The organism is Aliivibrio sifiae, from assembly GCF_002954705.1.
Taxonomy (GTDB): Bacteria; Pseudomonadota; Gammaproteobacteria; order Enterobacterales; family Vibrionaceae; genus Aliivibrio; species Aliivibrio sifiae_A.
In genome coordinates this window covers 1,747,747-1,759,583 of the sequence record NZ_MSCO01000001.1, presented here as the reverse complement: position 1 = coordinate 1,759,583, position 11,837 = coordinate 1,747,747, and the positions used below count along the sequence as shown (strand labels likewise).

Sequence of the window (11,837 nt, the reverse complement as noted above, 5' to 3'; positions counted from 1 at the left end):
AACCAAAATGGCAGGGCTTAATGCTACTTAATTAACGCTGAAATTATAGAGTTTCAGTGAAAGTACGTGCGATTACGTCTTTTTGTTGTTCAGTAGTTAGAGAGTTAAAACGCACAGCGTAACCCGATACACGGATAGTTAGTTGTGGGTAGTTCTCTGGGTGCTTAACTGCGTCTTCTAGAGTTTCACGGTTAAGAACGTTTACGTTAAGGTGTTGACCACCCTCTACGTTAGCTTCGTGGTGGAAGTAACCATCCATTAGGCCAGCAAGGTTCGAACGACGGTTGTCATCGTCTTTACCTAGTGCGTTAGGAACGATAGAGAATGTGTAAGAAATACCATCTTGTGCATCAGCAAACGGTAGTTTACCTACTGAAGTTAGAGATGCTACAGCACCTTTCTCATCACGGCCGTGCATTGGGTTAGCACCAGGAGCAAAAGGAGCACCTGCTTGACGACCATCTGGTGTGTTACCAGTTTTCTTACCGTATACAACGTTAGATGTAATAGTAAGGATAGATTGAGTAGGGATAGCGTTACGGTACATTTTAAGCTTACGGATTTTACCCATGAACGTAGAAACTAGTTCACATGCGATATCATCAACGCGAGCGTCGTTGTTACCAAATTTAGGGTAATCACCTTCGATGTCGAAATCGATAGCGATGCCATCTTCGTCACGAATTGGTTTAACTGTAGCGTATTTGATTGCAGATAGTGAATCGGCTGCAACAGATAGACCAGCAATACCACAAGCCATTGTACGACGAACGTCACGGTCATGAAGAGCCATTAGAGACGCTTCGTAGCTGTATTTGTCGTGCATGTAGTGGATAGAGTTCAATGCTGTAACGTATTGAGTTGCTAACCAATCCATGAAGTGATCTAGACGATCCATTACTTTAGCGTAATCAAGAACTTCATCAGTCATTGGCGCTTCTTTAGGGCCAACTTGGATTTTCAGCTTCTCATCAACGCCGCCGTTGATAGAGTAAAGCATTGTTTTCGCAAGGTTAGCACGAGCACCGAAGAACTGCATTTGCTTACCAACGATCATTGGAGATACACAACAAGCGATTGCGTAATCGTCAGAACCTAGGTCAGGACGCATTAGGTCATCATTTTCGTACTGGATAGAAGAAGTATCGATAGATACTTTTGCACAGAAACGTTTGAAGCCTACAGGCAGTTGTTCAGACCAAAGAACCGTGATGTTTGGCTCTGGAGAAGGCCCCATTGTGTATAGGCTATTTAGGAAACGGAAGTTAGTACGTGTAACTAGTGTACGACCGTCAAGACCCATACCACCCATAGATTCTGTAGCCCAGATAGGGTCACCAGAGAATAGTTCATCGTATTCAGGAGTACGTAGGAAACGAACCATACGTAGCTTCATTACGAAATGGTCAATCATTTCTTGAGCTTGTTCTTCAGTTAGAAGACCCGCTTCGATATCACGTTGGATGTAGATGTCTAGGAAAGTCGAAGTACGACCTAGAGACATTGCAGCACCGTTTTGAGATTTAACAGCAGCTAGGTAGCCGAAGTAAGTCCACTGAATAGCTTCTTGAGCAGTAGTAGCAGGCTCAGAGATATCACAGCCGTATTTAGCTGCCATAACTTTGATTTGACCTAGAGCGCGGTGTTGTTCAGCAATTTCTTCACGAAGTTGCATTGTAGCAGTTAGATCTTCGCCTTTTTCAAAACGTTCTTGTAAAGAAGCGAATTGAGCTAGTTTGTCTTTGATTAGGAAATCAATACCGTAAAGTGCAACACGACGGTAATCACCAATGATACGACCACGGCCGTATGCATCAGGAAGACCAGTTAGAACACCTGATTTACGACAGTTTAGGATGTCTTTAGTATAGATATCGAAAACACCAGCATTGTGTGTTTTGCGGTATTCAGAGTAGATTTTTGAAACCATAGGATCAAGTTCACGATCATATGCTTTACAAGAACCTTCAACCATACGTACGCCACCGTTAGGGATGATTGCACGTTTTAGAGGAGCATCAGTTTGAAGACCAACGATTGTTTCTAGGTCTTTATTGATGTAGCCAGCGTCGTGAGCTGTAATGGTAGAGATAAGAGAAGTATCAAAATCAACAGGTGCGTGAGTTGCGTTTTCCTGTTTGATTCCTTCCATTACTTTAGCCCAAAGCTTGTTAGTTGCTTCAGTACCTTCAGAAACTAGGAATTCTTCGTCACCTTCATAAGGTGCATAGTTCTTTTGGATGAAATCGCGAACGTTAACTTCGTTTTGCCACTCACCGTCTGCAAAACCTGTCCAAGCTTTAGCAAATTGCTCTGCCATGATATACCTACCTTTCTTAGTAGAAAAAATACGTACTATTTAAGTGGTGTTATGAATAGACCACAACCCGTATGGGCAAATAGTACACTCTAATATTAATAACAATATGAATGGTTATAAAAACTAGTCTATAAGCATTCATATAGCGACTAACCGTTCGATTTTTCAAGAATACATTAAACTTTTTCTGTAAACCTTAAACTAAATCAATAAATCTTCAATTTTTTTAATAAAAATAGGGTAACTAGTTTGTTACCCCATAAGTATTATACGTGAGGTGTGTCTATTATAGTAGTGCCTTAATGCCGTATTGGCCTTCTAGCATACCTACTGCAAGCATCGCTACTAAACAAATGACTAATACGCCACCAGGGATCACGATACGGTCAACAAAAGAAAGATTCTTAGGACGCTCTTTATCACCGATTAATCCATTATTATCAAGAAGCATAGTCATAGCCCAAGCTAATACAGGGTTAGCAACAGCAGCAGCAAAGATGCAGATACCAGCAGATTGTGCATCTTTACTTTCTTTAACCATTTGTACACCAGCTTCAAGCATTGGTAAGAATACACCAACTAATAAAGCCATACACATAACTGGCGGCCAAACTGCGACATCCATAGGAAAACCTAGGATAGCGATGATCATTACAATCGTACCCAACAGAATAGCACCTGCTGGGATTGGACGCTTCGCAATAGCCGCTGGGATCATGTATGTACCCCAAGAAGACGTGATGTTACCACCACCAACAGCAGTACCAACCATTTGGCGGATAGAACACATGGTCATTGTGTCATCAACATCCATTAATACTTTTTCAGTACGGCGTGGGTAGTTTAGTTCTTGGAAAATACGGTGACCAAGAAAATCAGGAGACCACATAGCAACAGCAAGAATTGCAAATGGTAGAGATGCCAAGAAGTGCTGCAGGTTTGGAAGACCTAACATCCAACCTTCAGTTGTAGAGCCCCACCAGTAAACAGGATTTAGGTTAGGGATACCCATTTCAGTTTCAAATTTAAGATCGAAACCAGCACCAAGAGCAAGGGCAACCGCTAAACCAGCAAATGCACAAGCAGGAATTGCTAACCAACGTTTGTTAATACGAGCAAGGTAAGCGTACAGAACGATATTTACCGCTAATACGATTAAACCAATGTAACCAAGCTCACCTTCAAGACCAGTAGACCAAGATTGGATATTACCAATTTGACCCATTGCACCGCTAAAGCCTAAGAAGACAAGAAGACCACCAGCAACCCCTTCAGAGGTCAAGTTAACAAGTTTTGAGCCCCCTTTGAAATAACTTAATAGTAAGCCGAATACACCTAATAAAATGGCAAGAGCAAGAGGGTGTGCACCAGCTAACGCGATCGCACCGATAAGTGGGATCATTGGGCCGTGGTTACCTGCAAGGTTAGCACGAGGGTTAAAAAAACCAGACGCTAAGATACAGAATAAAAAAGCAGGGATAAGCATTTCTACACGAGCAACTTCGATGGCAAATTCTTTACCTAAGTTGATGTGTGGCCATGCTTGCGTAAGGCCATCAGCCCAAGACATCATTACCGCAGAGTACATTGCGATAATGCCAATAGTACCGGCTAAAGCAGGAACAAGATCTTCAAGTTCAAAACGGAAATCACGGCCTGGTAAATTTAAACGAAAACGACGTGGTTTCATGATTTGAAGTTCATGATCTAAGTAATCTGAACGGCTAGCGAACTCAGAGGCTGGGCGATGTAGCTCGCTATAGCTCTTTTCGTTCTGATCTTTGTCTAAAGACATGGAATCCTCATAATAAATTTTAAAGTAAAATAAAGAGTCAATATATTAATAATATTGATGGATGTTTCTTGTTATTTTAGCCGAGTGTAGCACACGAAAATTAAGCCAATGATTGATCTTGATCACTATATATTTGTATATGAAAGAAAACTACAAAATGAGACCGTTAATACTTTGGTGTTATTATGTTAATGATAGATTTGTTGTTTTATTTTTCTTTTAATAACAACGCTCTACAGTGTTTTTGATGCATATTTAGAATGGTATCAACAATATTGAATGTGTTAATATTTCTTAATAAAAAACAAATAATAGTAGTAATTCGTTTACATGTGGAACATATAGTATGTGCTAGATTGATCGAATTTCAACATAAATTATAAAAATGAAATGTTTTAATATTGTTAACTTTATAGTGAATATAAATATTTAAATTAAACTGATAAGTGAGTAGTTTTTAGACTAATTTGAATTAAAATTCTTTGTGGGGTTGAATTATGTTTGACCTTCATGGTTTGGTTAATAAATTGTTGCTTGTGATAATATTGAGTGTTAAATTCTAAGAATAAAGAGAAAAGCAAACGATTAATGTGTGATTTAATTAGGAGTATATGGCGCATGAAGGATGCAGTCGCGCTAGAAATAAAAAATTTACACAAGCATTTTGGACAAAATGAAGTGTTAAAAGGTATTTCATTAGAAGCTAATAAAGGCGATGTGATATCTATTATTGGTTCATCAGGTTCAGGTAAGAGTACTTTCCTACGCTGTATTAATTTACTTGAAACGCCAACAAAAGGTGAAATTTGGGTAAATGGTGAACTCATTGAAATGAAAAATAATCGTTTAGGTGAGTCGATTCCTGCTAATGAAAAACAAGTTCAGCGAATCCGATCTCGTTTAGCAATGGTTTTTCAAGGTTTTAATCTTTGGTCTCATATGACCGTTTTACAGAATGTGATTGAAGCTCCTGTACATGTCTTAGGTATGCCAAAAGCCGAAGCGATTGAAAAAGCGGAACAAATATTAAAACAAGTAGGGTTGTATGAGCGCAGAGATTACTACCCGGGACACTTATCTGGTGGTCAACAGCAACGAGCTGCTATTGCTCGTGCATTAGCCGTTGATCCTGAAGTAATGTTGTTTGATGAACCAACGTCAGCACTTGATCCAGAGTTAGTCGGGGAAGTGTTGGGTGTAATGAGAGACCTTGCTGAAGATGGGCGCACCATGTTAGTGGTAACTCATGAAATGGCATTTGCTAGAGACGTCTCAAATCATGTGATGTTTTTACATCAGGGATTGGTTGAAGAGCAGGGGGATCCTGCAAAACTCTTCACGAATCCTGAATCAGAAAGGCTGAAACAGTTTATTTCATCTATTTATTAGATTGGTGAAATGAGTACTACCGAAACACAACACAGTAAATATGGATAAGAATAATTAAATTAGTTACAGGAGCAAGGAAATGAAAAAGTGGTTATTAGCAGCAATTGTTGCATCTACAGCCGTTACTGGCGCAGCTCAAGCAAAAGAATGGAAGCAAATCCGGTTTGGTATTGAAGGAGCTTACCCTCCTTTTAGTTGGACAGAGCCTTCTGGTGAATTAAAAGGTTTTGATGTTGATATTGCAAACGCACTGTGTAAAGAGATGGAAGCACGCTGTAAAATCGTAGCTCAAGATTGGGATGGCATTATCCCATCACTGCTAGCTCGTAAATATGACGCAATCATTGCAGCAATGTCGATTACAGAAGCGCGTAAAAAGAAAATTGATTTCACAGAAAAATACGCACTGATCCCAAATAAGTTTGTTGCTAAAAAAGGCACAGAATTAGTAATGACAAAAGAGGGGCTTAAAGGTGTCACTGTTGGTGTTCAGCGTGCTACCACACATGATAAATACTTAACAGATAATTTTGGTAAAGGTGTTGATCTTAAACGTTATGGCTCATTTGATGAAGCGTATCTAGATCTTAAAGCAGGCCGTATTGATACGGTTCTTGGCGATGCATCAGCACTTGAAGAAGGTTTATTAAATAAACCGGGCGGTAAAGAATATGAGTTTGTTGGTCCATCATTAACTGATCCTAAATGGTTTGGTGATGGCTTTGGTATCGCAACTCGTAAGCAAGATAAAGATTTAACTCAGCAGCTAAATGCAGCAATTGATTCATTGCGTGAAAAAGGCACTTATCAAGAGATCGCCTCTAAATACTTTAACTACGATGTTTATGGCGAGTAAACATGCAAACTAAGTATTAAAGGGAGGAGACACGCTTAGTGTCTCTTCCATTATTTCTAATAGTCATACTTACCCCAATATATATCGAGTAACTCTTATGTATTGGAGTAGGTATTAAAGCGAAAGCTTGGAAGCAGTATGTTAGATTTGCAAGGATATGAATCCTCCATCCTAGAAGGGGCAATAGTGACACTACAAGTGGCTCTATTATCTCTGATCTTAGCGGTATTCTTAGGTTTACTTGGAGCGTTAGCTAAAATGGCGCCTTATCGTTGGGCAAGGTCAATAGCAACCGTATATACAACAGTTGTTCGTGGTATCCCTGATCTTGTATTAATGATGCTGTTATTTTTTGGCGGCCAAATGCTGCTTAATAATGGCTTATACGCAGCGAATGAATGGATTAATGAGTGGATGATAAGCTCAAATCCTGATCATGAGTGGGTCTCCTACCTTCCAGATTATATTGAAATCAGTCCTTTTATTGCTGGTGTTCTTACTATTGGTTTTATTTTTGGTGCTTACATGGCAGAAACATTCCGTGGTGCAATAATGGCAGTAGACCGCGGTGAAATGGAGGCAGCAAAAGCTTATGGGATGAGTGGTGCGATGGCTTTTCGTCGTATTTTGTTCCCACAAATGATTAGGCATGCATTACCAGGCTTTGGTAATAATTGGTTAGTGTTATTAAAAACAACCGCATTAGTGTCGATTATTGGTTTGGAGGATATGGTTCGAGTGAGTTCAATGGCGGCGGGTACCACAAAAATGCCATTTACGTTTTATATGACTGTTGCGTGTATTTTCTTATTATTCACTGCTGTTTCAACGGGTGCTTTAAAGCTAGTTGAGCGTAAATTTAGTATTCATACGAGGTAAGCATGGATTTTTCAATTATTATTGAGAGCCTACCTGTTTATTTAGAAGGGCTTTGGACTACGGTTTGGTTAGTTGTTCTTTCTTTAGTTATAGGGTTGTGTATTGCGGTTCCTTCAGCAATAGCAAGAAATAGTCATAATCCATTAATTTGGATTCCAGCTTGGGCTTATATTTATTTCTTCCGAGGTACGCCTTTATTGATCCAGTTATATCTCATCTATTATGGTATGGATCAATTTTTTCCAGTGAAAGATACGCTTTGGGAGCACGCCTCTTTTTGTGCCTTAGTGGCATTTGCTCTAAATACAGGGGCATATACTTCAGAGATTGTTCGTGGTTCAATTAATGGTTTACCGCAAGGTGAAATAGAAGCGGCAAAAGCGTATGGCATGAACCAATTTCAAACCTACAAACGTATCATTCTGCCAAGTGCATTACGTAGATCGCTTCCTGCTTACAGTAATGAAGTGATTTTCATGTTGCATGGCTCTGCAATAGCAGGGATTGTTACTTTGATGGATTTAACAGGTGCTGCTCGGTTAGTTAATTCACGTTATTACGCGCCTTTTGAATCCTACATTGCTGCTGGCCTGTTTTATATGTGTTTAACATTTATTATTATTTTTATATTTAAGCAGCTCGAAACTCGACTGCTTAGGTTTATGAGACCATTAAGTTAATTACATTTAAGTTATAATGAAAAAGAGCACGAAACTGTGCTCTTTTTTATGTAGCATAGCTAGGTCACACTCTTGGGGAAATTGTTATGAACTTATCATTTTTATTGATAAGGCTAGTAAAGTTAGTTGTTATTTGCGTCTTCTTTTTGAGTCTTTTTGATTTCATTGAGCATGGTGAAATACTTTGGTATCAACGTTGGTTCTAATTGTAATGATAAAAAAAAGAGCACCTTTAAGTAATGCCAGTCAGTTAAGCGAACATCAATAAAAACAAGGGCTTCAGACGAATTTATTACAATCATTCTGGAGCCCTTGTTGTATCTATCTTTCACTCTCTTAACGGGTACTTTGCCATATCTATTAGACATTGAATAAATAGTGCATAATTACTCAATAAAGTGACTAACTGATCGGCATTACACCTTTAAGTGCTCTTTTTTACTTTATAGCTAGCTAGAATGATCCGTTATTTACTACGATTAGTATTATACCGCGATATCTAGATATAGATTCACCCCCGTTAGCTCGCTGATTTCTTCTAAATAGTTCTTCAAATGAGGAGGGAAGTCTAGTCCTTTAACGACAGTGAGGTTGCGTAGGAATGGAAAAAAGTTGACGTCATCCCAAGTGATCTTATTGCCTTTTTCTGACGGTAAAGTAATGAAGTTCACATCAACCAATAAAGGTTTAAGTACAGCGATATATTCATCACTTTGGCTAAGAGCCTCTTTAAAACTCATTTCAATAAATGCTTCTTTTTTCTCGGTAAACCACGTTACCGCTTCAGGACGATAAAACTCAGGTAGCTCAAATTGAGTCCAGCGAGGGAAGGTTAATTTATTAAATAAAGGGCGAGCATTACTTAGCCACTCAGAGATATCGTCAGCGTGAGTGCCTTGCTCTATGACTGGATGATGATCGATTTCATCGAGATACTTTGCAATATCAAGACTTTCAGCCATATAGCTACCGTCGTCTTTTTCTAGAATAGGTACCATGTTTGCACCTACCATTTCGATACGAGTATCGACATCATCATTTTGAAGATAAGTAAATTCAACAGGAAGCTTTTTTATTCCTGCGACCATTTTTGCTTTCATACAAAATGGACAGTGGTCAAAGATGAATAATTTCATTGTATTTCCTCAATAACACGAGTCTAAATAAGTTCTAGCCTATATCTAGATCATCTAAATGGAGTATTTAATGGGTATCGTGGCAAACTTATTTTTATTTGTAATAGTAACGTAATAAGAAAGCTCCCCCTTAAATTAAGGTAGAGCTTATTATTATTTAAACGTAGACCAGATTGGGGCATGGTCAGAAGGTTTTTCAATACCGCGTAGTTCGTAATCAATACCTGCTTCAGTACATTTAGTTGCGAGTGCTGGTGTAGCCATAACAACATCAATACGAAGACCACGGTTATCAACAAAGCCTTTTGAGCGATAATCAAACCAAGAAAACTGATCAGTTACATCAGGATGAAGGTTACGGAAGGTATCTTCAAATCCCCAATCTTTTACTGTTTGTAGCCATTCACGTTCTTCTGGCTGGAATGAGCATTTACCTGTTCTTAACCAACGTTTCGCATTTGACTCACCAATACCAATATCTAAATCAATAGGGCTGATATTAATGTCACCCATAATGATTAGTTCTTCATCGCTCTTATGGTGAGTATTTAGATGAGTCATGAGATCTTTATAGAACTGGCGTTTATACGGGAATTTAGTTTCATGTTTAATGCTATCACCCTGTGGGAAATAACCATTCATAACGGTGAACTGAGAGCCATCTTTACGTTGATGTGTTGTCATGATCATACGTTTTTGATGCTCTTCGGTATCCGTATCAAAGCCATATTGAACAGATATAGGCTCTTCTTTACATAGCATAGCAACACCGTAGTGTGCTTTTTGACCATGAAAATACACTTTATAACCCATCGCCTCAACAGCTTCGATAGGAAACATTTCGTTATGTACTTTGATCTCTTGGAGAGCAATAACGTCAGGGTTGTGCTTATCAATGATAGCTTGAAGTTGATGAAGGCGAGCACGAAGGCCATTTATGTTGAATGAGATTACTTTCATTGGATGTTTAACCTTTTGATTTTTATTGCCTTTCTTATATAACAATGACTTATGTTTTAACCTTACTGTGTATATAAACATATAAATAACAATAAAGGTATGTATTTGAGTCATTTTGTAGTCATTTTTTGATTTCGATTTATCGGGTTAAATTCAATAGCATTACTTAGGTGCTCTGGTGAAAAGTACGCGTAACCCTTTGTCTATTTAATATCGATATAACCAAATGCTTTTTGCGCACAATACAGCATATTTTTATGCAGACAGTAGTTAATCTTAGTTTTGGCGTCTATTGTTAATTAGTGGTGTAATAATAAGGAGGTATGAGTGATTGTAGATATTAGCGTTATCTATTTAATCTTAGTGTCGTGGAATAAACCGAAAACGTACTCGGATTTAACTCAAGATTATAAATGTAGAACAGGTGATTGGCACTCTCCTCAATCTTGGGGCGAGGCATTAAGTCAGTTAAACAAGGTATTGGCAGATGCCCATGCGCCACCCTTAAGTGCACTTGTTGTATCGCAAAGTACAAATGAGCCGGGGGTGCTTTTTTGGGCTAGTGCGCCAAATGTCCCGCCGAAACACAACAACCCACTTAAACGTACGTTAATGTGGCAAGAGTTGATTAATCAGGTAGTGACGTATCAATGGCCAAAAAAGTTACCAATAAATTGAAGCCAGTTTATCTTTTTTAAAACGCCACTTTTTAAAGTGGCTTTTTTATACAGGATTTCTTGCGGGTAAGAAAATGGACTATTTTCAGCCCATTCGGGTAATAAAGATTTTCTCGTCATCCACAAAAGCCACAAAGCTGCCGTGATAGATAAACACTCGACCACGCCCCTTAACTAGGCAGGCAAGCTGTGGGCTTAAATCTTCTTCGTCATCCTGACTTTGAAACGTACCGGTATCGGTGATTACGCCGCAGAGTGTCGGTAAATATCCATAAGTGCGCTTGGCTTGATCAATCAGGCTCAATTCGCTGGCGGCAGAGAAGCAAAAAGGGATTTCCCCGGCTTCTTCGATAAATAAAGTTTTCAGTTCTTCAAAAGCTGTAATCACCAGCCAGTCGATGTCGTTAACATGATGGATAAACATAGGATTTCTCGGTTATTCTGGTGCGGAGATTTTATCACTATTTAGAGGGGAACGTAGTAGAGATTTATTTCCAGAATTTCCAGATATTATTAGGTCATTACAAAACACGTTTTTGTTGATTTTCTTCCAATTACAATTGTGGTGACTAAATAAAGAAGGAGGTCAGCATGGAGGCTTTCAACAAAAAGAAACGAAGCCGCGTAAAAAAGCATATAGCTAGAGAGGCTTCATTGTATTTGTAGTAATAGCATATGAAGGTGTAGACACTTTTTGTGACAGTTATACTGGTGATCTCTTCTAACTACTTGAGAGTAAATGCATTTAATTATTATTTAAAATCAAATTATCATTAACTTGATAGATAAGTTAATTCATTAGCTTGGCAGAAGGCTTGCACGTTTCACAATGCCAAGTGCATTTTTGTTGGCCAAAGCCTGCTTTTATCCACGCCATTGTTACACTAGTTGATGGATTACAAAAGGCCTCTTTATTACATAAGCTACAAGTTTTCCATTGTGAAGGTTCTTGCTGCTTTTGAGTTTGTGCTATGTGCATTTTAATGCCTCTATTTATATTATTGAAAATAAAGTTACTGTATATTTGTACAGTGGTTTTGGCAAGTAATAAAAAGAAAAAATTCGCGTTTTATTTCTTATAGACACAAAAAAAGCCAACTCATTTCTGAATTGGCTTTTCGATCTCTAAACGAGACAAATAATGG

The 11,837-nt window shown here is 38.5% G+C and carries 12 protein-coding genes; 5 read left to right on the top strand and 7 right to left on the bottom strand.

Annotation, left to right across the window (positions count from 1 at the left end):
• Nucleotides 1-43 precede the first annotated feature (43 nt).
• Both pflB and BTO22_RS07780 read right to left on the bottom strand, forming a co-directional pair.
• Nucleotides 44-2,320: a formate C-acetyltransferase gene (gene pflB / locus BTO22_RS07785; protein ID WP_105055004.1), complete on the bottom strand. Its 2,277-nt coding sequence runs from the start codon at nt 2,318-2,320 to the stop codon at nt 44-46.
• 286 nt (nt 2,321-2,606) lie between these two features.
• Nucleotides 2,607-4,115: a DUF3360 family protein gene (locus BTO22_RS07780; RefSeq protein ID WP_105055003.1), complete on the bottom strand. Its 1,509-nt coding sequence runs from the start codon at nt 4,113-4,115 to the stop codon at nt 2,607-2,609.
• Nucleotides 4,116-4,733: 618 nt separating this feature from the next.
• On the opposite strand from BTO22_RS07780, the gene BTO22_RS07775 reads away from it, so the two are divergent.
• From BTO22_RS07775 to BTO22_RS07760, 4 genes are all read left to right on the top strand, one after another.
• On the top strand, nt 4,734-5,504 hold the full coding sequence (locus BTO22_RS07775; protein WP_105055002.1) for an ABC transporter ATP-binding protein: 771 nt from the start codon (nt 4,734-4,736) through the stop codon (nt 5,502-5,504).
• A 79-nt stretch (nt 5,505-5,583) separates the two neighbouring features.
• Entirely contained in the window at nt 5,584-6,360 is a 777-nt protein-coding gene (locus BTO22_RS07770) for an ABC transporter substrate-binding protein (protein WP_105055001.1), read from the top strand.
• 138 nt (nt 6,361-6,498) lie between these two features.
• Nucleotides 6,499-7,239, top strand: coding sequence for an ABC transporter permease (locus tag BTO22_RS07765; protein ID WP_105055000.1), 741 nt, complete (start codon nt 6,499-6,501; stop codon nt 7,237-7,239).
• A 2-nt stretch (nt 7,240-7,241) separates the two neighbouring features.
• Nucleotides 7,242-7,919, top strand: coding sequence for an ABC transporter permease (locus tag BTO22_RS07760; protein ID WP_105054999.1), 678 nt, complete (start codon nt 7,242-7,244; stop codon nt 7,917-7,919).
• Between the two features lie 122 nt (nt 7,920-8,041).
• Here BTO22_RS07760 and BTO22_RS19935 read toward each other — a convergent pair whose 3' ends face one another.
• The 3 genes from BTO22_RS19935 to xthA all read right to left on the bottom strand — a co-directional run bounded on the left by BTO22_RS19935 (nt 8,042) and on the right by xthA (nt 10,015).
• Nucleotides 8,042-8,221: a hypothetical protein gene (locus BTO22_RS19935; protein WP_181044577.1), complete on the bottom strand. Its 180-nt coding sequence runs from the start codon at nt 8,219-8,221 to the stop codon at nt 8,042-8,044.
• 183 nt (nt 8,222-8,404) lie between these two features.
• On the bottom strand, nt 8,405-9,055 hold the full coding sequence (grxB, locus tag BTO22_RS07755) for a glutaredoxin 2 (protein WP_105054998.1): 651 nt from the start codon (nt 9,053-9,055) through the stop codon (nt 8,405-8,407).
• Nucleotides 9,056-9,208: 153 nt separating this feature from the next.
• Complete coding sequence (gene xthA, locus BTO22_RS07750; protein ID WP_105054997.1) at nt 9,209-10,015, bottom strand: exodeoxyribonuclease III; 807 nt, start codon at nt 10,013-10,015, stop codon at nt 9,209-9,211.
• Nucleotides 10,016-10,342: 327 nt separating this feature from the next.
• Here xthA and BTO22_RS07745 point away from each other — a divergent pair, with 327 nt between their 5' ends.
• Nucleotides 10,343-10,693: a hypothetical protein gene (locus BTO22_RS07745; RefSeq protein WP_105054996.1), complete on the top strand. Its 351-nt coding sequence runs from the start codon at nt 10,343-10,345 to the stop codon at nt 10,691-10,693.
• Between the two features lie 84 nt (nt 10,694-10,777).
• Here the strand turns inward: BTO22_RS07745 and BTO22_RS07740 are convergent, their stop codons facing one another.
• Entirely contained in the window at nt 10,778-11,116 is a 339-nt protein-coding gene (locus BTO22_RS07740; RefSeq protein WP_105054995.1) for a cytosolic protein, read from the bottom strand.
• 366 nt (nt 11,117-11,482) lie between these two features.
• Nucleotides 11,483-11,671, bottom strand: a complete 189-nt coding sequence (locus BTO22_RS07735; protein ID WP_105054994.1) for a hypothetical protein — start codon at nt 11,669-11,671, stop codon at nt 11,483-11,485.
• Nucleotides 11,672-11,837: the final 166 nt, after the last annotated feature.

What these genes read in the sequence shown, in the direction of transcription:
- BTO22_RS07770 (WP_105055001.1), top strand. Translation starts at nt 5,584, where the DNA reads ATGAAAAAGTGGTTATTAGCAGCAATTGTTGCATCTACAGCCGTTACT.
- grxB (WP_105054998.1), bottom strand. Translation starts at nt 9,055, where the DNA reads ATGAAATTATTCATCTTTGACCACTGTCCATTTTGTATGAAAGCAAAA.
- BTO22_RS07740 (WP_105054995.1), bottom strand. Translation starts at nt 11,116, where the DNA reads ATGTTTATCCATCATGTTAACGACATCGACTGGCTGGTGATTACAGCT.
- BTO22_RS07765 (WP_105055000.1), top strand. Translation starts at nt 6,499, where the DNA reads ATGTTAGATTTGCAAGGATATGAATCCTCCATCCTAGAAGGGGCAATA.
- pflB (WP_105055004.1), bottom strand. Translation starts at nt 2,320, where the DNA reads ATGGCAGAGCAATTTGCTAAAGCTTGGACAGGTTTTGCAGACGGTGAG.
- BTO22_RS07760 (WP_105054999.1), top strand. Translation starts at nt 7,242, where the DNA reads ATGGATTTTTCAATTATTATTGAGAGCCTACCTGTTTATTTAGAAGGG.
- BTO22_RS07775 (WP_105055002.1), top strand. Translation starts at nt 4,734, where the DNA reads ATGAAGGATGCAGTCGCGCTAGAAATAAAAAATTTACACAAGCATTTT.
- xthA (WP_105054997.1), bottom strand. Translation starts at nt 10,015, where the DNA reads ATGAAAGTAATCTCATTCAACATAAATGGCCTTCGTGCTCGCCTTCAT.
- BTO22_RS07780 (WP_105055003.1), bottom strand. Translation starts at nt 4,115, where the DNA reads ATGTCTTTAGACAAAGATCAGAACGAAAAGAGCTATAGCGAGCTACAT.
- BTO22_RS07735 (WP_105054994.1), bottom strand. Translation starts at nt 11,671, where the DNA reads ATGCACATAGCACAAACTCAAAAGCAGCAAGAACCTTCACAATGGAAA.
- BTO22_RS19935 (WP_181044577.1), bottom strand. Translation starts at nt 8,221, where the DNA reads ATGATTGTAATAAATTCGTCTGAAGCCCTTGTTTTTATTGATGTTCGC.